Origin of the sequence: Kineosporia sp. A_224 (assembly GCF_002198655.1) — a bacterium.
Lineage (GTDB): Bacteria > Actinomycetota > Actinomycetes > Actinomycetales > Kineosporiaceae > R-H-3.
On sequence record NZ_MWLN01000202.1, the window covers coordinates 94841 to 118424 of the forward strand.

Below are 23584 nucleotides of genomic sequence, written 5' to 3' on the forward strand. Positions count from 1 at the left end.
GCGCGGGCCGTCGCCGACCTCCAGCGAACGTCAGGGGGAGCTCACCCATGGACGGGTCCACCACAGGCGTGACCGCCGCAGGCAGGCCCGCCGGCGCGCCACGCGCCGGCGGCCTGCCGCGCCGGCACGTCCTCGGCGCGCTGCTCGCGTTCCCGCTCGCCGGGTGCGTGGGGGTGCCGATCGGCGCCGGAGGGGCGGGCACGACGACGGACCCGGGCGGGGCGGCGTCCGCCCCGGGCGGCGACGCCGGGGCCGGCGGCCGGCGGCTCGCCGGGCACCTCGTCGTCAAGGACTCCGAGCTCACGGTCCTCGACCCGGCCACCGGCAGGGCACGGTCGTTCCCGGCCGCGGAGACGTCGAGCGCTCCCGGCGTCGGCGTCTCCCGCAGCGGGGTGATCGGGGACGTCTGGGACTACTTCGGCCCCGCCAGCGACTCGTGGCACGTCACGGTCCGCAGCCTCGCCGGTGAGCAGCTCGCGGACTACACGGTGGGCGGCCCGCTCTCCTTCCCCACGAGCGCCGCGACGCTCGACCCGACGGCGTCCCGGCTCGCGTACAGCGTCGACGAGCCGCAGTCGCAGGACGGCGACGCCGAGCGGATCGACCGCGTCTACGTCTACGACCTGCGGACCGGTGCGGTCCTGTCGACCGTCGACGGCCGCGCCGAGCCGGTGCTCACCGGCACGGGCGAGCTCCTGGTCCGCGCCGAGGACGCGATCCACGTGTACGACGCGCAGTACGCGGACCAGGGGCCGGCCGGCCTGAAGGCCTCGCCGCGGGCCGGCGCCTTCGACGTCTCGCCGGACGGTCGGTACGTCGTCGCCGAGTCCGACTTCCGGCTGCACGGGCTCGACCGGACGACGGGCCGCACCTGGCAGGTCTCCGACGAGCTCCACCGCGCGCACACCTCGCCGGCCTTCTCGCCGGACGGCCGGTGGCTCGCCTTCCTGCGCGCCGGGGAGGTGGCCTCGCAGTACCTGGCCGTCATCCCGTTCGTCCCCGGCCGGACCAGGGAGGTCGTCGACACCGACGAGCTGCGGTCGCCGTCCGGTGACTTCTACGGCGGCACCGGTCGCATCGGCTGGGCCGCGTGAGCACGACCGCCGACCGTCGGGGTAGCACTCCTGGAGGATGTCCGTGACGCAAGGAACGGGTGGCAGCACCAGCCCGACCACCCTGACGTACCCGTGCGGCCAGTGCGGCGCTCGGCTCGAGTACGCCCCGGGGACGTCCGTGCTCAAGTGCCCGTACTGCGGGCACGAGCAGGCCGTCGGGCCGTCGGACCGGGTCATCGAGGAGCACGACTACGTCGCGTGGCAGTCCTCGCCGGTCAAGGCCACCGCCCATCTCGCGCAGCACGTGCTGCGCTGCGGCAAGTGCGGTGCGACGACGGAGACCGACGACCTCGCGACGTCCTGCCCGTTCTGCGGCGCACCGATCGTCGCGGAGATCGACGCCGCCGAGCAGATCGCCCCGGAGGGCGTCGTCCCGTTCGGGATCGACCGGTCCGGCGCCCAGGAGGCGATCCGGCAGTGGGTGCGGTCCCGCTGGTTCGCACCGAACCGGCTCAGGAAGGTGAGCACCGCCGAGCGGCTCAAGGGCACCTACCTGCCGCACTGGACGTACGACGCCGCGACGTCGACCCGCTACACCGGCATGCGCGGCGAGCACTACTGGGAGACCGAGACCTACACCGAGATGGTCGACGGCCGGCCGCAGACCCGGACCCGGCAGGTCATGAAGACCCGGTGGTACCCGGCGTCCGGGCAGGTCGCGCGCAACTTCGACGACGTCGTCGTGGTCGCCACCCGCCAGCTGCCGGCCGAGCGGCTCGCGGACCTGCAGCCGTGGCTCCTGGAGAACGCCACCGCCTACCAGCCCGAGTACCTGTCCGGGTACCAGGCGCTGCGCTACGACGTCCAGCCCGACCAGGGTCTCGAGGAGGCCAAGCAGATCATGCGCGGGGTCATCCGCGAGGACTGCTGCGCGGACATCGGCGGTGACGAGCAGCAGGTGCACTCGATGGACACCCGCTACGGCGCCCTCATGTTCAAGCTCATGCTCCTGCCCGTCTGGCTCGCCGCCTACCTGTACGGCGGCAAGACGTTCCAGGTGTACGTCAACGCCCACACCGGCACCGTCGTCGGCGAGCGCCCGTACTCGCCGGTGAAGATCGCCTTCGCGGTGCTCGCGGCGCTCGTCGTCATCGGGGTCGTCGTCGCGGTCTACCTCGCGAACCGGTCGTCCGGCGGCTCGACCTCGCCGGGCGTCGTCTCCGGTCTGCTCGTGCACGCCTGGCCGGCGGCCGCCGCGCACCTGGGGCCGCTGTCCCCGTGAGGCTGCGGCGGGCCCGGCCGGCTGACCGGTCGGCCGGTCAGGAGTCGGCGATCGTCTCGAGCGCCTGCGCGAGGTCGTCCGGGTAGGGGCTCTCGAACTCGACGGGCTCGTCGGTGCCCGGGTGCACGAACCCGAGCCGGACGGCGTGCAGCCACTGCCGGGTCAGGCCGAGCCGGGCCGCGAGGGTCGGGTCGGCGCCGTACGTGAGGTCGCCCACGCAGGGGTGCCGCAGGGCGGAGAAGTGCACCCGGATCTGGTGGGTGCGACCGGTCTCGAGGTGGATCTCGGCCAGGGACGCGGCGCGGAACGCCTCGAGCACCTCGTAGTGCGTGATGCTCGGCTTGCCGCCGGCGACCACGGCCCACTTCCAGTCCGCGCTCGGGTGCCGGCCGATCGGGGCGTCGATCGTGCCGCGCAGCGGGTCGGGATGGCCCTGGACGAGCGCGTGGTACGTCTTGTCGACGGTGCGGTCCCGGAACGCCTGCTTGAGCCGGCTGTACGCGTACTCGCTCTTCGCGACGACCATGAGGCCGCTCGTGCCGACGTCGAGGCGGTGGACGACGCCCTGCCGCTCCGCCGCGCCGGAGGTCGCGATCCGGTAGCCGGCGCCGGCGAGGCCGCCGACGACCGTCGGGCCGGTCCAGCCCGGGCTCGGGTGCGCGGCGACACCGACCGGCTTGTCGACGACGACGAGGTCGTCGTCGTCGTGGACGATGTGCAGCCCCGGCACGGGCTCGGCGACGATCTCGACCGCGGACGGCGGGTCGGGCAGCGAGACCTCGAGCCACGACCCGGCACGGAGCCGGTCGGACTTGCCCGCCTCGCGGCCGTCGACGACGACCGCACCGGCCTCGGCGAGGTCGGCGGCCGCCGACCTGCTCAGCCCGAGCAGGCGCGCGAGGCCGGCGTCGAGCCGCTCGCCGGCGAGCCCGTCGGGCACCGGGAGCGAGCGCTGCTCAGGCATCCGCGGGGTCCGTCCCCGGCCGCGGCTCACGGGTGCCGTCGAGAGCGATCCCGCGGAAGCCCAGGAGGGCGATGAGGCAGGCCGCCGTGACGATGCACGAGTCGGCGACGTTGAAGACCGGGAAGTCCATGAACGGGAACTTCGTGTACTCGATGAAGTCGACGACGTGCCCGCGGGCGAAGCCCGGGGCCCGCGTGAGCCGGTCGACGAGGTTGCCGACCGCACCGCCGAGGAGCAGGCCGAGCGCCAGGGCCCAGCCCCGGCTGCCGAGCCGGCGCGACACCCGCAGGATGAGGATCGCGACGAAGGTCGCGATGACCGTGAAGATCCACGTCGTCCCGGTCGCCATGTTGAAGGCGGCCCCCGGGTTGAAGACGAGGCGCAGCTGGAGCCACCCGTCGATGACGGATGTCGGCGCGGCCCCGGGCGCGAGGGTGCGCAGCGCCCACTCCTTCGACGACTGGTCGGCGGCGACGACGACCAGCGCCGTGACGACGAGCGTCGCGACGAGGTCCCGGCGCAGGGGCCGCGGGGCGTCGTCGCGCGGCGGGGCGTCCGGCGTCGGGTCGTGAGGCGTGGCGTCCATCGGGCCAAGCCTCCCACGCCCGGGCGGGCGGGCGCGCCGCGGCCGCCCCGGCCCGGGCGCGACGGCGGCTCACCTCGGCGTCAGCGACGCTCCTGCTTCTGCTTGCACGGGACGCAGAGCGTCGCCCGCGGGAACGCCTGGAGACGCGCCTTGCCGATCGCGTTGCCGCAGGACTCGCACCGGCCGTAGGTCCCGTCCTCGATCGCGTCGAGGGCCCGCTGGGTCTGGAACCGGGACTCCCGCGCGTTCGCGAGGAGCGTCATCTCCTGCTCCCGCTCGAACGCCTTGCTCCCGGTGTCCGCCTGGTCGTCGCCGGCACCGTCGCCGCTGTCGCGCAGGACGTCGGCGATGCTCGTCTCGAGCGCCGCCATGTCGCGGGCCAGCCGCTCGAGCTCACCGCTGAGCTCCTCGCGGACCTCGGCGAGCTCGGCCGGCGTCCACGGGTCCTCCTCGGCGCGGACGACGAGGGCGTCCTGGACCGCGGGCTCCGGTGCGGGCCCGGGCTCGGGGGCCGGGGCGGTCGCCGGGGCCTTCTTCGCTGGGGCCTTCTTCGCTGGGGCCTTCTTCGCCGAGGTCTTCCTGGGCGCGGGGGCGACCGGGTCGGCGGCGGCCGCGACGACCTTCGCCGCTGCGGCGGCGGCCTTCTTCGCCGGTGCCGCCGCAGTCTTCTTGGCGGGCGCCGTGGCGGCCCTCTTCGCGGGAGCCGAAGCAGCCTTCTTCGCCGGTGCCGCGGCAGCCTTCTTCGCCGGTGCCTTCGCCGCGGCCTTCTTNAAGGCTGCCGCGGCAGCCTTCTTCGCCGGTGCCGCGGCAGCCTTCTTCGCCGGTGCCGCGGCAGCCTTCTTCGCCGGTGCCGCGGCAGCCTTCTTCGCCGGAGCCTTCGCCGCGGCCTTCTTCGCCGGGGCCGGCTCGGCCGCCGGTGCTCCCGAGCGGGACCCGGTCACCGTCGCTCCCACTGCCCTGGCGGCACCGACCGCGCGACGCGCGACCGCTGCCAGGGACCTGCGCTGTGCCATGTGGGGGCCTCCCCCGCCCGACATGTCGGGCCTCGACGGTCCGCGAAGAATACGGAACGTGTGCTGGCGTGCTCAATCGCCCACGCCGCGTAGCGACAAACATGATCGACCTGCAGTGATCACTTTCCGTATCTCGTTCGACACACTTCCCGGCCGGGTTGACCGCCGGCGCCTACCCGCTGCCTCCCCGGCCGCCCGGCGACCGGTCCCCCGCGAGCAGACCGTCGAGCCTGGCCCGCAGTGCGACCGGGTCCCCGACGACCCGCAGGGTCTTCGTCCGGCTCGTCGCCCCGGTGACCAGGTCGACGTCCCTGCGCCGGACCGCGAACGCCTCGGCGACGGCGGCCACGACGGCCTCGGTCGCCCGGCCGTCGACCGCGGGGGCGTTCACGGCCACGACGAGCACGTCCCCGTCGCCGTACCGGCCGCCGACGGCGGCCCGCGAAGCCCCCGGCTTGGCCCGCACGGTGACGTCGAGGAAGCCAGCCGTGCCCTCGGACGCCCCGGCGCGCGCAAAACCGGCAGGGCCCTCACTCCCGCGCGAGGGCCCTGCCGGTCGTGCCGTGCTTCGTGCTGCCAAGCTCGTGCGCCGAGCTCAGCTGCGGTCGCCGAACGGGTACTGCTGGCCGCCGGCCTCGGCGGGCTCGGCCGCGTAGGCGCCACGGCTCGGCAGCGGCCCGGAGTACTGCTGGCCGTTGCCGTTGCCCGCGAGGCTCGCAGCAGGCTGCGGGCCCCGGTTCGGGACGACGGCCGCCTTCGCCTCGAGCTCGCGGAGCTGGCCCTCGAGGTAGGACTTGAGGCGGCTGCGGTACTCACGCTCGAAGGCGCGCAGCTCGTCGATCTTGCGCTCGAGGAGCGAGCGCTCCTGCTCGAGGGAACCGAGCGTCTGACGCTGCTTCTCCTCGGCCTCACGGACGAGCCGGGCGGCGTGCTCGCGGGCCTCGCCCACGATGCGGTCGCGCTGCTGCTCGCCGTTGCGGACGTACTCGTCGTGGAGCTTCTGCGCCAGCGCGAGCATGCCTGCGGCGGCCTCCGGGCCCTGGCCGACGGCCTGGAGCTCCGCGGCCGGGTTGCGCACCGGCTCGGGCACCGCGACGGGCATCGGCGCGGGCGCCGGGACGGCCGCAGCGACCGGCTCGGGCTCGGGGGCGGCCTCGCGGGCCACCGTCGCGCGGGAGAGCTCGCCGACGCGGCGCTCGCAGACGGAGAGCTTCGAGCGGAGCTCGTCGTTCTCCTCCGTCAGGCGGCGCAGCTCGTTGACGACCTCGTCCAGGAAGTCGTCGACCTCGTCCTGGTCGTAGCCCTCGCGGAACTTGGTCGCTTGGAAGCGCTTGTTGACAACGTCCTCGGGCGTCAGGGCCATCAGGGTCACCTCGCGGGAGAGAGTGGTGCGTCGGGTCCGGTCGGGTCCGTGCCGAGACGTCACCGTAGCGGATCGGAAGCCGCAGATCGAACGAGGATGACCCCCGTGATGCCGGTCGCGGTCCCCCGCCAGGATGCCATGGTCAACCCTCGGTCACCAGGGCGATTCGCTGTGTGACGATCAGAGCAGCTGGTAGAGGATGATCGTCACGAGGAAGAGCAGCGTGAACGCCAGGTCGAGCTGCACGGAGCCCAGTCGCAGCGGGGGGATCACTCGCCGCAACGCCCGCAGCGGCGGGTCTGTGACGGAGTAGACGGCCTCGGCGAGGACGAGCACGATCCCCTTCGGCTTCCAGTCCCTGGAGAAGACCTGGATCCAGTCGAAGACGAGCCGGATGATCAGGGCCAGCAGGAAGAGGAAGACGACGAGGCTGAGCAGCGAGCGAACGGCGTTCACGAGGGTGGCTCCGGGGATCTGCGCGGCGGTGTGACGGTCGGCCGGCGGCCGCCCGTACCGGGCTCAACGACTGACGACGCGACAACGTGCGCCATTGTCCAGCACCGGCGGGGCTCCCCGCACCGCCGGGGGCCGGGCCGGCGCGGGGCGGTCAGGCGTGGGTGAACAGGTCCCGGTCGGTGCCGTTGCGGATCTTGTCCGCCGGCGTGACCTCGACGCTCGCCGGTGAGAGCAGGAACACCTTGGAGGTGACCCGCTCGATCGTCCCGTGGAGCCCGAAGACGAGACCTGCGGCGAAGTCGACGAGCCGCTTGGCGTCGGCGTCGTCCATCTCCCCGAGGTTCATGATGACGGGCGTGCCGCCCCGGAACGCCTCACCGATGGTCTTGGCCTCGTTGTACGTGCGCGGGTGGATCGTCGAGATCCGGTGCAGCTCGCTCGACCGTGCCGGTGCCTGCACCACGCGTGCCACCTGTCCGCGGCCGATCGGCGTCACCGCGGCCCTCCGCTCCTCGTACACGTCGTCCAGCCGGTCGACGGAGCGCTCGGACGCCGCCCCGGCGCGGTCGTGCCGCGTGCTCCGGTCGTCGTCCTCGTACGTCTCGTCGAACTCCTCGTCGGCGTCGTACGCCTCGTAGCGCTCGTCGTCCTCGGCCAGGCCGAGGTAGATCATGGTCTTCCGCAGCGCGCCGCCCATGGCTCCTCCGCCTTCCGTCCGTCACCCTCCGTCGCGACGCTACCCGAGTGCGGGACGAGCACCGAGTACCGCGCTCCCGACACGCAGGTGTGTCGCACCGCAGGCGATCGCGGCCTCGAGGTCCCCGCTCATCCCGGCCGACACCAGACCGGCCCGCGGGTCGACGGCGAGCAGCCGCTCGCGCAGGGCCGGGAGCACGGCGAAGGCGCCTCGCGGGTCCTCGCCGAGCGGCGCCACGGCCATCACCCCGCGCAGGGCGAGCCCGTCGGCCGCGACGACGGCACCCGCGACCTCCTCGAGGTCGGCGAGCAGGCAGCCGCCGCGGGCCGTGTCGCCGTCCAGGCTCACCTGGACGAGGCACTCGACCTCCCGCCCGACCTGGTGCGCCGCCTTCCCGAGAGCGGTGACGAGGTGCACCCGGTCGACCGAGTGGACGACGTCGGCGTACCGCGCGACCGACCGCGCCTTGTTCGTCTGGAGCTGACCGATGAAGTGCCACCGCAGCCCGGTGACACCGGCCGCGAGGACCTCGGCGTGCTTCGCCGCCGCCTCCTGGTCCCGGTTCTCGCCGACGTCGGTGACCCCGAGGTCCGCCAGCGTCGTCACGTCGGACGCCGGGTGCGTCTTCGTCACGACGACGAGGCAGATCTCCGAGGGTGACCGGCCCGCCGCGGCGCAGCCGGCGGCCACACGCTCGCGCACCCGCGCGAGCCCTGCCTGGAGCTCGGCCCGACGCTCACCGCCCGTGGTCACGGTGCGATCCCGACGACGCCGCCGCAACGTCCGGTGACCTTGGCCCGCCGGTAGGAGTAGAAGGACTCGTCGTCGATCGTGCACCCGCCGACGGTGCGGACGCTCCCGACGCCGGCCCGGCGCAGGACGGCGGCGCACCCGGCCCGCAGGTCGATGGCCGGCGTCCCGGCGCGGGTCGTCGCGGCCGTCTCCGGCACGCGCGCGGCGGCGTCGTCCCGCATCTGCTCGGGCACCTCGTAGCAGCAGGGGCCGGCCGACGGCCCGAGCGCGACGCGGATCGAGGCCGGAACGGCCCCCCGGGCGACCATCGCCTCCACCGTCGACTCGAGGACGCCGGCGAGCAGCCCGGGCCGGCCGGCGTGCGCCGCGGCGACGACACCCGCAGCGGGGTCGGCGAGCAGCACGGGGACGCAGTCGGCCACGACGACGGCCACCGCGTGGCCGCGGCCGACAGCGACGGCGGCGTCGCACTCCGCGCCGTCGGCACCCGACGCGAGCGCCCGGCCTGGCTCCGGGGGCGCGTCGAGGACGGCGACCTCCCGGCCGTGGACCTGCCGTGGGTACCACACGGGCATCCCTGCCCAGCGCTCGACGAGACGCCGGTTCTCGAGGACGTGGTCGGGGTCGTCGCCGACGTGCAGCCCGAGGTCGAGCCCCGCCCACGGGCCGCGCGACACCCCGCCGGGACGGCGGGTGAACCCGGCCCGGACGCCGGGCCCCAGGTCGACGGCGACGACGTCCGCGACCGGTCCTGCGGATGCTCCGGTCGCCGTACCCACACCCGAGTCCATGGGCGCGAACCTATCCGGCCCGGACGCACGACGGCCCACCGGCACGCTGCCGGTGGGCCGTCGTCGCCCCGGTCGCGCCGGGCGGTGGATCAGGTGCTCACTTGAGGAAGTCCGGCACGTCGAGGTCGTCGTCGAGCGGGACCGGCCGCTGCACCCGCGGCGGGCGGGCCTCGGTCGGGAGCTCGACGTAGCGCCGCTCCGGCTCGGCCTGCGGCTGCGCCGGCTGCTGGACCGGTGCGGGCTGCTGGACCGGCGGGGCCGCGGGGACGGTCTGGTGCACCGGCTGCTGCACGGGCTGCTGGACCGGTGCCTGGGCGACCGGGACCGGCTGCTGCACCGGCGGGGCCGTCGGGGCGGGCTGGGCCGTCGTGTACCCCGTGGGGAACCCGTTGGACGCCGACCCCGAGTACCCGTTGGAGCCGCCGGAGCCCGACGACGTCGGAGGCGTCACCGAGCGCCCGGACACCTGCCCGAGGGCGCGGTCGTCCTTGCGCTTGGTCGGCGTGCCGCCGTCGAAGCCGGCCGCGATGACCGTGACCCGCACCTCGTCGCCGAGCGCGTCGTCGATGACGGCGCCGAAGATGATGTTCGCCTCCGGGTGCGCCGCCTCCTGGACGAGCCGGGCCGCCTCGTTGATCTCGAAGAGACCGAGATCCGAACCCCCCTGGATCGACAGCAGGACGCCATGGGCGCCGTCCACGCTCGCCTCGAGCAGCGGCGAGGAGATCGCCGTCTCGGCGGCCTGGATCGCGCGGTCCTCGCCGCGCGCCGAGCCGATGCCCATGAGGGCACTGCCCGCGCCCTGCATGACGGACTTCACGTCGGCGAAGTCGAGGTTGATCAGACCCGGCGTCGTGATGAGGTCGGTGATGCCCTGGACACCGGACAGGAGCACCTGGTCCGCCGACCGGAAGGCGTCCAGGACGCTCACGTGCCGGTCGCTGATCGACAGCAGCCGGTCGTTGGGGATCGTGATGAGGGTGTCGACCTCCTCGCGCAGCGAGGCGATCCCCGAGTCGGCCTGGGTCGAGCGGCGGCGGCCCTCGAACGTGAACGGGCGGGTGACGACACCGATGGTCAGGGCGCCGAGGCCGCGCGCGATCCGCGCGACGACGGGGGCGCCCCCGGTGCCGGTGCCGCCGCCCTCGCCGGCGGTGACGAAGACCATGTCGGCCCCGCGGAGGACCTCCTCGATCTCCTCGGCGTGGTCGTCGGCGGCGCGGCGGCCCACCTCGGGGTCGGCGCCGGCGCCGAGCCCCCGGGTCAGCTCACGGCCGACGTCGAGCTTGACGTCGGCGTCGCTCATGAGAAGGGCCTGCGCGTCGGTGTTGATCGCGATGAACTCGACGCCCTTGAGGCCGACCTCGATCATGCGGTTGACGGCGTTGACGCCGCCGCCGCCGATGCCGACGACCTTGATGACTGCGAGGTAGTTCTGCGGTGCTGCCACGACGGGTGCCTCTCGCTCGCGGATCGACGTGCCGGTCAGTGAGCCGTGCCGGGGCGGTCTGGTCGGTCCCGGTGGATCGTTCTTACGACTCTCACCCTCAGGTAGAGGGTTATAGTTATGTCAACTACTCGATGCTGTGCGACCGTACGGACGCCCCCAGGGCGATTCAACGACCGGCCGGGCGTGTCGCGGCACCGATGGAGTTTTCCGTGTCCCCGCAGGGGAAATCGGGCGAACAGGACGGGTCGCTACCCCGCCCGGCGCACCGCGACCGCCTCGATCTCGACCCGGGCGCCGAGCGGCAGGCCCGCGACGGCGACCGTCGTCCGGGCCGGGAAGGGCTCCTCGAAGGCCTTTCCGTAGGCCTCGTTCATCGCGGCGAAGTCGGCCATGTCCGTGAGGTAGACGTTGCACTTCGCGACGTCCCCGCGCGTCAGGCCGGCCGCCGCGAGCACCGCCGCGAGGTTCGCGAGGACCCGGGCGGTCTGGGTGCCGACGTCGCCGTCGACGAGCCGGCCCGTCGCCGGGTCGATCGGCGTCTGGCCCGACAGCAGGAGCAGGTCGCCCGCGACGACCGCGTGCGCGTAGGGGCCGACGGCCGCGGGGGCGTCGGCGGCGTGGACGGTCTCGCGCACGGTCTCGTGCACCGGGGTCTCCTCCCGCCGGGACGGCCGGCGCCGGGGGTCAGCGCTGGACGGACGGCGCGCGCGGGGCGCTGACGTCGAACGTCACCGGGCGCTTCGAGAGCTGGATGTTGCCCTTCTTGCGCATCGCCGCCCGCTCGCGCACGGCCTGCCGGCGCAGGGCGTCGAGCGCCGCGACCTTGAGGTCGACCTGGCCCGCGTCGCCCCAGACGACGGTGTCGCCGTCGTCGAGCCGGAACCACACGCCGTCCCCGCTCGCGGCGCCGACCTCGCGCAGCTGGGCCCGCAGCGCGGGCGGCAGGACGCCGAGGCTGTCGAGCGCGGACCGGACGGCGGCCGGCCCGGCGGTGACGAGGTCGACCTGGACGACGGGCACGGCCGACGGCGCGGAGCCGACGGTCTCGACCTCGACACCGTCCCGGTCGACGAGCCGGAAGCCGCCGCCGGCGGGCAGCGCGGCGACCGGCTGCCGCTCGCGGACGACGATCCGCAGCGTCCCTGGCCAGACCTGCTCGACGGAGACGTCCGCGACGAGGCGCAGCGTGCGGACCCGGGTCTCGACGGCGCCCGTGCGCACGAGGAGCAGCGGGCGGCCGACCTCCTCGGTCGCCAGCGCCCGCACCTGCGCGGGGTCGATCCGGTCGACGCCGGTCACCTGGACCCGCCGGACGGTCCCCCAGGGCGACGCGGTGAGGATCCACCCCGCGGCGAGCAGGCAGAGCACGGCGACGGCGAGCCCGCCGAGCAGGCGCCGCCGCCGGGCCCGGGCCATTGCGCCGAACCGGTCGGCCGCGGCGACGACGGAGCCGTCGCCGAGGAGCTGCGGGAACGACCGCTCGGCCGTGGACCGGCTCACGCCGGGCCCTCGGGGCCGGCGCTGCCGCCGGACCGGTCCGCGAGCCGGCCGAGGATCTCGGGCCCGAGCATCGTCACGTCGCCGGCACCGATCGTCAGGACGATGTCACCGGGCGCCGTCCGGGCGACGACGACGTCGGCGACGTCCGACCGCGACGGCACGAAGGTGACGTGCTCGCGCGGCAGCGGGACGGCGTCCGCGACGAGCGCGCCGGTGACGCCGGGCTCCGGGTCCTCCCGGGCCGCGTAGACGTCCATGACGACGACCTCGTCGGCCAGGCCCAGGGCGCGGCCGAAGTCGCCGGCGAAGATCCGGGTGCGGCTGAACAGGTGCGGCTGGAAGACCGCCACGACGCGACCGTCGCCCGCGACCGAGCGCGCGGCCTGCAGCGCCGCGGCGACCTTCGTCGGGTGGTGCGCGTAGTCGTCGACGACCCGCACTCCCCCGGCCTCGCCGCGGGCCTCGAAGCGGCGGCGGGTGCCGCCGAAGGCGGCGAGCCCGGCGGCGGCCCGGTCGCGGTCGTAGCCGAGCGCGGTGACCGCCGCGAACGCGGCCGCGGCGTTGAGCGCGTTGTGCTCGCCCGGCACCCGCAGCGTCATGGGGATCGCGCCCGCCGCGTCGACGACGGTGAAGGACAGGCCGGCCGGGGTCGCGTGCAGCCCCTCGACCCGGACGGCGGCGTCGGCCGAGCGGCCGTAGCCGACGAGGGTCACGCCGCGCTCCGCGGCGGACGGTGCGGCCGCCTCGAGCATCCGGCGCGCGCCGGGGTCGTCGACGCACGCGACGACGACGCCGCCCGGCTGCACCGTCGTGCAGAACGTCGCGAACGCCTGCTCGACGGCCTCGGGCGTGCCGTAGAAGTCGAGGTGGTCCGGCTCGACGTTCGTCACGACCGCGACGAGGGGCTCGTAGATGAGGAACGTGCCGTCGGACTCGTCGGCCTCGGCGACGAAGACGTCCCCGGACCCGTTGTGCGCGTTGGCCCCGGTGTCGGCGAGCTCGCCGCCGATGGCGAACGACGGGTCGGCGCCGCAGTGCTGCAGGGCGACCGACACCATCGACGTCGTCGTCGTCTTGCCGGCCGTCCCGGCGACGGCGACGGTGCGTCGTCCGGCCATGACGGCCTTGAGCGCCTGCGACCGGTGGAGCACGAGCAGGCCGCGCTCGCGGGCCGCGGCGAGCTCGGGGTTGTTCTCCCGGACGGCGGAGGAGACGACGAGGGTCTGGGCGTCGCCCAGGTGCGCGGCGTCGTGGCCGACCTCGACCCGGGCCCCGAGCGCACGCAGCGCCGCGAGGCCGCGGGAGTCCTTCGCGTCGCTGCCGGAGACGGGCAGCCCGCGGGCGAGCAGGATCCGCGCGATACCGGACATCCCGGCACCGCCGATCCCGATGAGGTGCACCGCGCCGAGGCTCTCGGCGGGCGGCACGACGAGGTCGAGGTCGGGCTTCATCGGGCGTCCTCCCCCGTGCTCGCGGCGGAGCCGCCCGTGACGCCCGCGGCGCGGCGGGCCGCGGTCTCGACGAGGTCGGCGAGGCGCTCGTCGCCGTCCCGGATCCCGAACGCGGCGGCGGCGCGACCCATGTCGTCGAGCCGGCGCGGGTCGAGCAGCAGCGGCAGCAGTGTCGAGCGGACCCACTCCGGCGTGCACGCCTCGTCGTCGACGACGAGGCCGCCGCCGGCGTCGGCGACGGGCTGGGCGTTGAGCCGCTGCTCGCCGTTGCCGATCGGCAGCGGGACGTACGCCGCGGGCAGCCCGATCGCGGTCACCTCGCTCACGGTGCTCGCCCCCGCCCGGCAGACGACGAGGTCGGCCACCGCGTAGGCGAGGTCCATCCGGTCGAGGTACTCGGTGACGACGTACGCGCCGCCGCCGACGATCTGCGCGACGTCCACCGTCTTGCCTCGGCCGCTGAGGTGCACGACCTGGACGCCGGCCGAGCGCAGGTCCGCGGAGGCCGCGCCGAACGTCGTGTTGAGCCGCTGCGCCCCGAGCGAGCCGCCGGTGACGAAGAGCGTCGGGCGGCCCGGCACGAGCCCGAAATGCGCCGTCCCCTCGGCGCGCAGCGCCGCCCGGTCGAGGGTCGTGATCTGGCGGCGCAGCGGCATCCCCATGACCGTGGCGCCACGCAGCGGGGTGCCGGGGAACGTCGTCGCGACGTACGGGGTCAGCCGCGCGCCGAGCCGGTTCGCCAGGCCGGGGCGCGAGTTCGCCTCGTGGACGACGATCGGCACGCCGAGCCGGCGGGCCGCGAGGTAGGCCGGCGTCGAGACGTAGCCGCCGAACCCGACGACGACGTCCGCGCCCGAGTCGACGATCGCGGCCCGGGCGGCCGCCACCGCGGCGCGCAGCCGGCCGGGGAGCCGGCCGAGGTCGGGCCCGGGGCGGCGCGGGAACGGCACCCGCGGGACGACCGCGAGCGGCAGGCCGGCGTCCGGCACGAGCCGGGCCTCGAGCCCCTCGGCGGTGCCGAGCGCGGTGACCCGGGTGTCCGGGTCGCGGCGCAGCAGGCACTCGGCGAGGGCGAGGAGCGGGGCCACGTGCCCTGCCGTGCCCCCGCCCGCGAGCAGGACGGACAGGGTCACGGCTGGTTCCTCCCGGTGCGGCGCACGCGCAGCGGCACGACCGCGAGCGATCTCTTGACGACGCTGCCGCGCGCCGCGAGCGCCTCCGGCGCACCGGGCACCCGGCGGGCGAAGCCGAGGACGATCCCGAGCGCGAAGAGCGTCGTCACGAGCGCGGAGCCGCCGCTCGAGACGAGCGGCAGCGGCAGGCCGATGACGGGCAGCAGCCCGACGACGACGGACATGTTGATGACGGCCTGGAGCAGGATCCACGTGAAGACGCCGGCCGCGGCGATCTTCACCATGAGGTCGTCGCTCGTGACGACGAGCCGGTAGAGGCCCAGCGCGAGCAGCCCGAAGAGGGCGAGGATCGCGAACGTCCCCGGCAGCCCGAGCTCCTCGCCGATGATCGAGAAGATGTAGTCGTTGTGCGCGGCGGGCAGGTAGTTCCACTTCTCCCGGCTGCCCCCCAGGCCCACGCCCCACCAGCCGCCGGTCGCGAGCGCGTACCGGCCGTGGGCCGGCTGCCAGCAGCCGAGCATGTCCGGGTTCGCGCAGCCGGACAGCCACACGGCGAGCCGGTTGCTGCGGTTCTGGCTGCCCGTCACGAGGAGCAGGACGGCCGAGACCGCGAGGCCGCCGCCGATCGTGAACCAGCGCATCGGCGCCCCGGCGACGAACAGCAGCGTCGCGACGACCGCGATGAGGATCATCGCGGTGCCGAGGTCACGGCCGAGCAGCACGAGCCCGAGCACCGCCAGCGCCCCGGGGACGACGGGCACCAGCAGGTGCGACGTCCGGTTGAGCAGCGGCCGCTTGCGGGCCAGCACGGTGGCGCCCCACACGATGAGTGCGATCTTGCAGACCTCGGCGGGCTGCAGGACGATGCCGCCGCCCAGGTAGATCCATGCGCGGTTGCCGCCCTGCTCGCGCCCCATGCCGGTGAAGACGAGCACCTGCAGGGCGAGCCCGACCGCGAGCATCGGCCAGGCGAACCGGGTCCAGAACCGCTTGGGCATCCGGGACGCCACCCACGCCAGCGGCAGCCCGAGGGCCGCGAACCGGGCCTGGTTGAGGAACTCGGTGTACGAGGAGCCGGTGCCGCCCTTGAGCGAGGTGACGCTCGAGCTCGACAGCACCATGACGAGACCGATGACGGTCAGCGCGAGCGTCGAGCCGAGGACGAGGTAGTACGGCGCGAGCGGCGACTCGATCCGCGACAGCCACACGCTGCGGCGGGTCCAGGTGCTGGGGGCGGCCGCTTCCCCGACGGCCGCCACTCAGCGCTCCCCGGTCGGCGGCGGGCTCGCGCCCAGCCTGCGCCGGACGGCGGCGGCGAACTCGTCGCCGCGGTGGCCGTACGAGACGAACATGTCCATGGACGCGCACGCCGGGGCGAGCAGCACGACGTCACCGGCCTGCGCCAGGCCGGCCGCACGCTCCACGACGGCGTCCATGACGGTCACCGCCCCAGTCTCGGGGACGTCCACGTCGACGACGGGGACGTGCGGCGCGTGTCGCGCCAGCGCCTCCCGGACGAGGTCGCGGTCGCGCCCGATGAGGACGGCGGCCCGCAGCCGGCCCGCGTGCGCGGTGACGAGGTCGTCGAAGCTCGCGCCCTTGGCGAGCCCGCCGGCGACCCAGACGACGTGCTCGAAGGCATGCAGCGAGGCGTCCGCGGCGTGCGGGTTCGTCGCCTTGGAGTCGTCGACCCAGACGACGCCGCCGGCCTCGGCGACCCGGGTGATCCGGTGCGGCTCCGGGGTGTAGCCGCGCAGCCCGTCCCGGACGGCGGCCGGCGGGACGCCGTGCGCCCGGGCCAGCGCGGCGGCCGCGAGGGCGTTGGCGACGGTGTGCGGCGCGAGGGTGCCGCCGCCGGCGATGCGCACGTCGTCGAGCGACCCGAGCTCGGCGGCCGAGGTCTGCCGCTCGGCGACGAACGCGCGGTCGCACAGGACGTCCTCGACGACGCCGAGCATCGACACCGCGGGGACGCCGAGCGTGAACCCGACGGCGCGGCAGCCCTCGACGACGTCGGCGTCCCGGACGAGCTGCTCGGTCGTCGCGTCGGCCGCGTTGTAGACGCAGGCGATCTCGGTGTTCTCGTAGACCAGGCCCTTGGCCCGGCGGTACTCGGCGAACGAGCCGTGCCAGTCGATGTGGTCGACCGCGACGTTGAGGCAGGCGCTCGCCTGCGGCCGCAGCGAGTGGCTCCAGTGCAGCTGGAAGGTCGACAGCTCGACCGCGACGACGTCGTACGGCTGCGGGTGCAGGACGGCCTCGAGGATCGGCGTGCCGACGTTGCCCGCTGCCGTCGTCCGCAGCCCGGCGGCGGCGAGCATCGACGCGAGCATCGTCACCGTCGTCGTCTTGCCGTTCGTGCCGGTGAGGGTGAGCCAGGGCGCGGCGCCGGTCTGCGGGCGCATCCGCCACGCGAGCTCCACCTCGCCCCACACCGGGACCCCGGCAGCGCCGGCCTGTGCGAGGAGCGGCTGGTCGGGCCGCCAGCCGGGCGAGGTCACGACGAGGTCCCAGCCGCCGCCGTCCGGCAGCCGGGACGTCGAGCCCTCGCCGAGGGCGAGCCGGGCGCCGAGCGTCTCGAGGATCACCGCGCGCTCGCGGGTCGCCTCCCCCGCCCGCTCGTCGACGACGGTGACCTCGGCACCCCGCTCGAGGAGCGCGTCCGCGGCGGCGAAGCCGGAGACGCCGATGCCGGCGACGACGACGCGCAGCCCGGCCCAGTCGGCCCGGCCGTGCGTGAGCGGCACCGTCCGGGCGGTGTCGGTGACGTGCGGGGGCGGGTACTGACCGGTCAGGGGGACGTCCGCGGTCATAGGCCGACGACCCACTCCGCGTAGAACACCCCGAGCCCCAGGCCCACGAACAGGCCCGCGATGATCCAGAAGCGGATGACGATCGTCACCTCGCCCCAGCCCGCGAGCTCGAAGTGGTGCTGGAGGGGGGCCATCCGGAAGACCCGCTTGCCGGTCATCTTGAAGAAGCCGACCTGGATGATGACCGACAGCGAGATGAGGACGAACAGGCCGCCGAGGAGCACGAGGAGCAGCTCGGTGCGGGACAGGATCGCGAGCCCGGCGAGCGCGCCGCCGAGGGCGAGCGAGCCGGTGTCGCCCATGAAGATCTTCGCCGGCGAGGCGTTCCACCACAGGAAGCCGAAGCAGGCGCCCATGACGCAGGCCGCGACGACCGCGAGGTCGAGCGGGTCGCGGACGTCGTAGCACTTCCCGCCCGAGACGACGTCGTCGACGATCTGGCACGACTGGTTGGACTGCCAGATCCCGATGAGGACGTACGACGCGAAGGTCATGACGCTCGCACCGGTCGCGAGGCCGTCGAGCCCGTCGGTGAGGTTCACGCCGTTGCTCGTCGCCGCGATCATCACGTAGGCCCAGATGACGAACAGGACGACGCCGAGCCCGGCCCCCGCGAAGGCGAGGTTGATCCCGGTGTCCCGGATGAACGAGATCCGGTACGAGGCGGGCGTGAGGTTGTTGTCGCTGCGGAACTGGGTCGCGAGGATCGCGAACGCGACCGCGACGACCGACTGGCCCGCGAGCTTGGCCCCCGCCCGCAGGCCGAGGCTGCGCTGCTTGGTGATCTTGATGAAGTCGTCGAGGAAGCCGACGATGCCCAGGCCCGTCATGAGGAAGAGCACGAGCAGTGCGGAGGCCGTCGGCGGGCGCAGCGTCGCGAGGTGGGCGGCAGCGTACGCGACGAGCGCCGAGCCGAGGATGACGACGCCGCCCATCGTCGGCGTGCCGCGCTTGGTGTGGTGCGAGGTCGGGCCGTCGTCGCGGATGAACTGGCCGTAGCCCCGCTTGACGAGGAAGCGGATGTACAGCGGGGTCCCGAAGAGGCCGCAGAAGAGCGAGATCCCCGCCGCGATGAGCACTGCCCTCACGGCGCGTTCCCCTCCTTCCGACCGGCACGATCTTCGACATCTTCCCCTGCCGCGACCGCGACAGGCGGGACCGGCACGCCGGGAGCCGACGACCCGCCGTCCGCCACGCCGCCACCGACGGTCACGGGCGTCTCGAGCAGCCGGGTCGCGAGCCGGTCCAGACCCACCGAGCGTGACGCCTTGACGAGGACGACGTCCCCCGGCTGCAGCGCGTCACGGAGCAGGTCGAGCGCCGCGTCCGCGTCCGGCACGCCGACGGCCGCCCCGTCGGGCGCGCCCGCGGCGGCCGCGCCCTGCGCGTACGGAGCGGCGGGGTCGCCGACGGCCACGAGCCGGGAGACCCCGAGCCGGACGGCGAGCCGCCCCGCGGTCTCGTGCTCGGCGGCCGAGTCGTCCCCGAGCTCCTTCATCTCGCCGAGGACGGCCCACGTGCGCCGTGCCCCGACCGCATCGCCCCGGCCCATCGCCACGAGGGCCTCGAGGGCCGCGCGCACCGAGTCCGGGTTGGCGTTGTAGGCGTCGTTGACGACGGTCACGCCGTCCGCCCGCTCGTGGACCTCCATCCGCCAGCGGCTCGCCGCCGTCGCGCCGGACAGGGCCTGCGCGGCGTCGGCGACGGGCAGCCCGAGCTCGATCGCGACGGCCGCGGCCGCGAGGGCGTTGGCGACGTGGTGCTCGCCGTGCAGGGCCAGCGCGACGTCCGCCGAACCACCGGCGGCGGAGAGCCGGAACCGCGGGCGGGCGGCGGCGTCGAGCCGCACGTCCTGCGCCCGCACGTCGGCGCCCGGCGCGCGGCCGAACGTCACGACGCGGGCCGTCGTCCGGGACGCCATCGCCGCGACGAGGGGGTCGTCGGCGTTGAGCACCGCGACGCCGTCCGGCGCGAGCGCCTCGACGATCTCGCCCTTCGTTCGGGCGATGACCTCCCGGCTGCCGAAGATCCCGAGGTGCGACGTGCCGACGTTCAGCGCGAGCGCGACCCGCGGCGGGGTGATGCCGCAGAGGTAGGCGATGTTGCCGGGCATCCGGGCGCCCATCTCCGCGACGAGGTACCGGGTGCCGGTGTCGCAGCGCAGCGCCGTGAGCGGGTGCCCGATCTCGTTGTTGAAGGAGCCGACCGGGGCGACCGTCGGGCCGAGCCGGGCGAGCAGGACGCCGAGCAGGTCCTTCGTGCTCGTCTTGCCCGAGGAGCCGGTGAGGGCGACGACGGTGAGGTCCGGCAGCCGGTCGACGACGGCGCGGGCGAGCAGCCCGAGCGCGGTCTGCGCGTCGTCGACGAGGACGGCGGGCACCCCGGTCGACCGGGTCGCGAGGACGGTGACCGCCCCGGCCGCGACAGCACCGGGCGCGTAGTCGTGCCCGTCGACGCGCTCGCCGGGGAACGCGACGAACAGGTCGCCGGCGGTGACCGCGCGGGAGTCGATGACGACCCCGCCGGTCACCACGGCGTCCGGTGCGGCGCCGTCGACGAGGCGGCCGCCGGTGGCGGCCGCCACCTCCGCGAGGGTCAGGGGGATCACGCGCGGGTCCCTTCCGGGGCGTGCAGCGTGGCCTTGCTGCCGCGCAGCGCCGCCGCCTGGACGAGGACCTCGCCGGCCACGGCCCGGTCGTCGAACGGGTGGACGACGCCCGCGACGTCCTGGCCCTGCTCGTGGCCCTTGCCCGCGACGAGGACGACGCCGCCGCCCCAGGCCCGCGCCACCCCCTCGGCGATCGCGGCCCGTCGGCGGTCGACCTCGACCACCTCGGCGTGGTGCGCGGCCGGCCCCGCCGGGGCGGCCCCGTCGGCGACCGACCGGGCGCCGACGAGCAGCGCCGCCCGGATCGCGGCCGGCTCCTCGGAGCGCGGGTTGTCGTCGGTGACGACGACGACGTCCGCGGCGCGGGCCGCAGCCGCTCCCATGAGCGGGCGCTTTTCGCGGTCCCGGTCGCCACCGGCGCCGAGGACGACGACGAGCGGGTGGCCGGCGTCGCGCAGCGCGTCGAGCGCGGCGGCGACGGCGTCGGGGGTGTGCGCGTAGTCGACGACGACGACCGGCTCGCCGGGGGCGCCGACGGCGGGGACCTTCTCCATCCGCCCCGGGACCGGGCCGGCCGCGCCGAGCGCGGCGGCGGCCGCGGCGGGTGCGTGCCCGGCCTCGACGAGCATGGCGAGCGCCAGCACGGTGTTCGCGACGTTGAAGTCGCCCGGCAGCGGGCAGCGCACGGACAGCGCGACGCCGTCCGGGCCGGTGAGGTGCGCGGTCGTCAGGCCGCCGTCGAGGTCCCGGCCGACGACCCGCCAGTCCGCGACGACGCCCGGTCTCGTCGTCACCGTGACGACGGGGACGCCGGACTCGCGCGCCATCCGCACGCCCCAGGCGTCGTCGACGACGACGACCCCGCGGCGGGCGTGCTCCGGGGTGAAGAGCAGCGCCTTCGCGGCGAAGTACTCCTCCATCGTCCGGTGGTAGTCGAGGTGGTCCTGGGAGAGGTTCGTGAACCCGGCGACGTCGACGACGAGGCCGTCGACCCGGTGCTGCGCGAGCGCGTGGCTGGAGACCTCCATCGAGCACGTCCGGACGCCGTCCTCGCGCATCACGGCGAGCAGGGCGTGCAGCGCCGGTGCCTCGGGCGTCGTCCCCGTGCTGCGGATCCGGCGGTCGGCGGAGCGGATCTCGACGGTGCCGACGAGACCGGTCCGCTCCCCCGTCGAGCGCAGGGCGGCGTCCACGAGGAAGGTCGTCGTCGTCTTGCCGTTGGTGCCGGTGACACCGAGCACGGTGAGCGCCTCGCCGGGGTGGCCGTAGAGCCAGGCGGCGAGGTCGCCGAGCACGGCCCGCGGGGTCTCCACGACGACGACGGGCAGGCCGGTCGCGGCCGCCCGGTCCCGGCCGGCCGGGTCGGTGAGCACGGCCCGCGCACCGGAGGCCGCGGCGTCCGCGGCGTAGTCGGCGCCGTGCGCGCGCGAGCCCGGCAGCGCGGCGTACAGGTCGCCGGGTACGACGTCCTTCGAGGCGAGGGTCACCCCGCTGACGGTGACCTCGGCGGACGGGCCCTGCGGCACGACGACCTCGACGGGCGAGGCGCCGCGGGCACGCAGGTGCTCGACGACCGCCGCCAGGTCTGCGGCAGGGGCGGAGCGGGGGCGGGGACCGCCGGGAGTCGGCACGTCGCCCGAGGTTACCCGTCCCGGTGGCCCGGCGGTCCCGCACCCGTCACCTCGCGGTGACCGGTCGGGGCGGGCCGCCGGGGCGCCGGGCACCGTCACTTCCACGTGAGCGGCAGGTCCGGCTTCTTCGTGAGGGTCGGCGGCACCTGCCGCTTGGTGAGCGCGTACGACATGACCTGCTGGAAGACCGGCGCCGCCACCGTGCCGCCGAAGTAGCCGTTCTTCGGCTTCTGGAGCACGACCGCGACGACGATCTCCGGGTTGTCGGCCGGCGCCATCCCGATGAAGCTCGAGGTGTAGAGCCCCGCGCGGTAGCAGCCGCACGTCGGGTCGGCGTACTGCGAGGTGCCCGTCTTGCCCGCGACCCGGTAGCCCGGGATCTCGGCCCGCCGGGCGGTGCCCTCCTCGCCGACGACGTTCTCGAGCATGAGCCGGACGTCGCGCGCCGTCTGCGCGCTGACGACCCGGGTCTGCGGCGCGGCGGGCGCCGCGGTGTAGACGCCGTCCGCGCCCGTCGTGCCGGCCACGACCCGCGGCGCGACCCGGACGCCGTCGTTGGCGATCGTCGCGAAGACGTCGGCCGACTGCAGCGCCGTCACGGCCAGGCCCTGGCCGAACATCATCGTGTAGCGCTGCGAGCCGCTCCATTTCGACGGCGGCGCGAGGATGCCCGAGGACTCCGCGAGCGTGGCCGAGCCGCGCGACGTGCCGAAGATGCCCGTCTTCGCGCCGAGCCCGAACTTGCGCATGTAGTCGTACATCGTCTCCGCCGGCACCTGCTCGCCGATCTTGATGGTGCCGATGTTGCTCGACTTCGCGAGGACGCCGGCGACCGTGAGCTTCTCGGTGCCGTGCGCCTCCGCGTCGTGGAAGGTCCGGTCGGAGCGGCGCAGCGTGCCCTCGACGGTGATCTCGTCGGTGGGCGTGGCGACACCCTCCTCGAGGGCCGCCGCGAGCGTGACGACCTTCGACGTCGAGCCCGGCTCGAAGACGTCGGTGAGCGCCCGGTTCTGCCGGTCGGCCGCGTCGCTCGCCCCCGGGTCGGACGCGTCGAAGCCCGGTGCCGAGGCGAGCGCGAGGATCTGGCCGGTCTTCGTCATGACGACGACGTAGCCGGTCTCCGCCTCGGTGGCCTTCACCTGGGCCTCGAGGATCTGCTGCGCCTGCCACTGGATGTCCTGGTCGATCGTCAGCCGGACGCCGTTGCCGTCGACCGGCTCGACCTCCTCGTTGACGCCGGTCGGGATCTGCGCGCCGTACTTGTCGCCGCTGCGCTCGAACGTCCAGCGCCCGTTGGTGCCCTTGAGCTCGGGGTCGAAGATCCGCTCGACGCCGGCCAGCGCGCGGCCGTCCTTGCTGACGAAGCCGACGATCTGCGCGCCGACGGTCTGCGCCGGGTAGACCCGGCGGCTCGCCTGCTCGGCGCCGATGCCGGGGATCCGCAGCTCGGTGACCTTGGTGTGGACCGCTCGGTAGACCTCGGGCGTGACGTCCTTCTTGACGTAGGCGCCGCGCGAGGTGCCCGTCAGCTTCTTCCGTAGCGTGGCGACGTCCATACCGAGCACCGGCGCCAGGGCCCGTGCGACTCCCGGAATCCCCTCGGGGTGCTTCTGGTCACCCTCGCCGACATAGTTCACGACGAGCTTCTGGTCGACGAGGATGTGCCGCCGCTCGACGGTCCACGCGAGGAGCCGGCCGTTGACGTCGGTGATGTCCCCGCGGTGCGCGGGCAGGTCGACGGTGCGCATCCGGTTCTCGAGCGCCTGCTTGGCGACGGACTCCGAGTCCAGGCCCTGGAGCTGGACGAGCCGCCCGCCGAGAACGGACATGACGAGGAAGACCACGACGAGGACGAGCCGCAGCCGCAGGTCTGGGTTGCCCAGGCGCGGACGACGGCGCGGCCGCGGCGGGCGCGGCGGGCGGGTGCGCACCGGGGCCTGACGGGCCTGCGGCACCCGGCCCTGGCCCGGCCCCGGACGGGCCGCGGTGGCACGGCCCTGGGCCGGGCGGCCGGGTGCGGTCCGGGGCGGCGCCGTCC

The 23584-nt window shown here is 74.9% G+C and carries 22 protein-coding genes; 2 read left to right on the forward strand and 20 right to left on the reverse strand.

The annotated features are described in order from the left end of the window. Positions 1-47: 47 nt before the first annotated feature. Positions 48-1094, forward strand: a complete 1047-nt coding sequence (locus EDJALFJO_RS24585; protein ID WP_088288949.1) for a PD40 domain-containing protein — start codon at positions 48-50, stop codon at positions 1092-1094. 37 nt (positions 1095-1131) lie between these two features. Beyond that, on the forward strand, positions 1132-2337 hold the full coding sequence (locus EDJALFJO_RS24590; RefSeq protein ID WP_369812577.1) for a hypothetical protein: 1206 nt from the start codon (positions 1132-1134) through the stop codon (positions 2335-2337). A 37-nt stretch (positions 2338-2374) separates the two neighbouring features. Here EDJALFJO_RS24590 and EDJALFJO_RS24595 read toward each other — a convergent pair whose 3' ends face one another. From EDJALFJO_RS24595 to EDJALFJO_RS24690, 20 genes are all read right to left on the reverse strand, one after another. Continuing rightward, complete coding sequence (locus EDJALFJO_RS24595; RefSeq protein WP_088288977.1) at positions 2375-3301, reverse strand: RluA family pseudouridine synthase; 927 nt, start codon at positions 3299-3301, stop codon at positions 2375-2377. Further along, positions 3294-3887 carry a signal peptidase II gene (lspA, locus tag EDJALFJO_RS24600; protein WP_088288950.1) on the reverse strand — a complete coding sequence of 198 codons (594 nt, stop codon included), beginning with the start codon at positions 3885-3887 and terminating at the stop codon, positions 3294-3296. The genes EDJALFJO_RS24595 and lspA overlap by 8 nt, the downstream gene beginning before the upstream one ends. Before the next feature lie 80 nt (positions 3888-3967). Beyond that, a partial coding sequence (locus EDJALFJO_RS24605; protein ID WP_233150019.1) for a TraR/DksA C4-type zinc finger protein occupies positions 3968-4657 on the reverse strand: 690 nt, incomplete at its 5' end. A 415-nt stretch (positions 4658-5072) separates the two neighbouring features. Next, positions 5073-5366 (reverse strand): DUF167 domain-containing protein, encoded by a 294-nt coding sequence (locus EDJALFJO_RS24610; protein WP_198950605.1) that lies wholly within the window; start codon positions 5364-5366, stop codon positions 5073-5075. A 129-nt stretch (positions 5367-5495) separates the two neighbouring features. Then, positions 5496-6263, reverse strand: coding sequence for a DivIVA domain-containing protein (locus EDJALFJO_RS24615; protein ID WP_088288953.1), 768 nt, complete (start codon positions 6261-6263; stop codon positions 5496-5498). A gap of 180 nt (positions 6264-6443) precedes the next feature. Further along, complete coding sequence (locus tag EDJALFJO_RS24620) at positions 6444-6719, reverse strand: YggT family protein (protein WP_088288954.1); 276 nt, start codon at positions 6717-6719, stop codon at positions 6444-6446. 151 nt (positions 6720-6870) lie between these two features. Continuing rightward, positions 6871-7416 carry a cell division protein SepF gene (locus EDJALFJO_RS36140; protein WP_088288955.1) on the reverse strand — a complete coding sequence of 182 codons (546 nt, stop codon included), beginning with the start codon at positions 7414-7416 and terminating at the stop codon, positions 6871-6873. A gap of 39 nt (positions 7417-7455) precedes the next feature. Next, positions 7456-8169, reverse strand: coding sequence for a YggS family pyridoxal phosphate-dependent enzyme (locus EDJALFJO_RS24630; protein WP_088288956.1), 714 nt, complete (start codon positions 8167-8169; stop codon positions 7456-7458). Further along, a complete protein-coding gene (locus EDJALFJO_RS24635; protein ID WP_088288957.1) occupies positions 8166-8960 on the reverse strand; it encodes a polyphenol oxidase family protein in 795 nt (264 codons plus the stop codon). Before EDJALFJO_RS24635 ends, EDJALFJO_RS24630 begins: the two co-directional genes overlap by 4 nt. A 97-nt stretch (positions 8961-9057) precedes the next feature. Beyond that, complete coding sequence (gene ftsZ, locus EDJALFJO_RS24640) at positions 9058-10410, reverse strand: cell division protein FtsZ (RefSeq protein WP_088288958.1); 1353 nt, start codon at positions 10408-10410, stop codon at positions 9058-9060. Between the two features lie 248 nt (positions 10411-10658). Beyond that, a complete protein-coding gene (locus EDJALFJO_RS24645) occupies positions 10659-11057 on the reverse strand; it encodes a Rid family detoxifying hydrolase (RefSeq protein ID WP_198950606.1) in 399 nt (132 codons plus the stop codon). A 37-nt stretch (positions 11058-11094) separates the two neighbouring features. Further along, complete coding sequence (locus EDJALFJO_RS24650; RefSeq protein WP_088288959.1) at positions 11095-11910, reverse strand: cell division protein FtsQ/DivIB; 816 nt, start codon at positions 11908-11910, stop codon at positions 11095-11097. Next, on the reverse strand, positions 11907-13361 hold the full coding sequence (gene murC / locus EDJALFJO_RS24655) for a UDP-N-acetylmuramate--L-alanine ligase (RefSeq protein ID WP_088288960.1): 1455 nt from the start codon (positions 13359-13361) through the stop codon (positions 11907-11909). The genes EDJALFJO_RS24650 and murC overlap by 4 nt, the downstream gene beginning before the upstream one ends. Further along, on the reverse strand, positions 13358-14488 hold the full coding sequence (gene murG, locus EDJALFJO_RS24660) for an undecaprenyldiphospho-muramoylpentapeptide beta-N-acetylglucosaminyltransferase (protein ID WP_088288979.1): 1131 nt from the start codon (positions 14486-14488) through the stop codon (positions 13358-13360). The genes murC and murG overlap by 4 nt, the downstream gene beginning before the upstream one ends. Before the next feature lie 2 nt (positions 14489-14490). Next, positions 14491-15753 (reverse strand): putative lipid II flippase FtsW, encoded by a 1263-nt coding sequence (gene ftsW / locus EDJALFJO_RS24665; RefSeq protein ID WP_198950607.1) that lies wholly within the window; start codon positions 15751-15753, stop codon positions 14491-14493. Continuing rightward, positions 15754-17307, reverse strand: coding sequence for a UDP-N-acetylmuramoyl-L-alanine--D-glutamate ligase (gene murD / locus EDJALFJO_RS24670; RefSeq protein WP_088288961.1), 1554 nt, complete (start codon positions 17305-17307; stop codon positions 15754-15756). It abuts the gene before it with no gap. Beyond that, a complete protein-coding gene (gene mraY / locus EDJALFJO_RS24675; RefSeq protein ID WP_088288962.1) occupies positions 17304-18395 on the reverse strand; it encodes a phospho-N-acetylmuramoyl-pentapeptide-transferase in 1092 nt (363 codons plus the stop codon). Before mraY ends, murD begins: the two co-directional genes overlap by 4 nt. Beyond that, complete coding sequence (gene murF / locus EDJALFJO_RS24680) at positions 18392-19915, reverse strand: UDP-N-acetylmuramoyl-tripeptide--D-alanyl-D-alanine ligase (protein ID WP_088288963.1); 1524 nt, start codon at positions 19913-19915, stop codon at positions 18392-18394. The genes mraY and murF overlap by 4 nt, the downstream gene beginning before the upstream one ends. Next, positions 19912-21546, reverse strand: coding sequence for a UDP-N-acetylmuramoyl-L-alanyl-D-glutamate--2,6-diaminopimelate ligase (locus EDJALFJO_RS24685; protein WP_233150021.1), 1635 nt, complete (start codon positions 21544-21546; stop codon positions 19912-19914). The genes murF and EDJALFJO_RS24685 overlap by 4 nt, the downstream gene beginning before the upstream one ends. Before the next feature lie 95 nt (positions 21547-21641). After that, positions 21642-23584: penicillin-binding protein 2 (locus EDJALFJO_RS24690; protein ID WP_143448767.1), on the reverse strand; the 1943-nt coding region annotated here is incomplete at its 5' end.

Bases quoted from the DNA above. Each gene is read 5' to 3' on its own strand.
- EDJALFJO_RS24590 (WP_369812577.1), top strand. From the start codon at position 1,132: ATGTCCGTGACGCAAGGAACGGGTGGCAGCACCAGCCCGACCACCCTG.
- EDJALFJO_RS24615 (WP_088288953.1), bottom strand. From the start codon at position 6,263: ATGGCCCTGACGCCCGAGGACGTTGTCAACAAGCGCTTCCAAGCGACC.
- EDJALFJO_RS24595 (WP_088288977.1), bottom strand. From the start codon at position 3,301: ATGCCTGAGCAGCGCTCGCTCCCGGTGCCCGACGGGCTCGCCGGCGAG.
- EDJALFJO_RS24585 (WP_088288949.1), top strand. From the start codon at position 48: ATGGACGGGTCCACCACAGGCGTGACCGCCGCAGGCAGGCCCGCCGGC.
- EDJALFJO_RS36140 (WP_088288955.1), bottom strand. From the start codon at position 7,416: ATGGGCGGCGCGCTGCGGAAGACCATGATCTACCTCGGCCTGGCCGAG.
- murC (WP_088288960.1), bottom strand. From the start codon at position 13,361: ATGAAGCCCGACCTCGACCTCGTCGTGCCGCCCGCCGAGAGCCTCGGC.
- lspA (WP_088288950.1), bottom strand. From the start codon at position 3,887: ATGGACGCCACGCCTCACGACCCGACGCCGGACGCCCCGCCGCGCGAC.
- murD (WP_088288961.1), bottom strand. From the start codon at position 17,307: ATGACCGCGGACGTCCCCCTGACCGGTCAGTACCCGCCCCCGCACGTC.
- EDJALFJO_RS24635 (WP_088288957.1), bottom strand. From the start codon at position 8,960: ATGGACTCGGGTGTGGGTACGGCGACCGGAGCATCCGCAGGACCGGTC.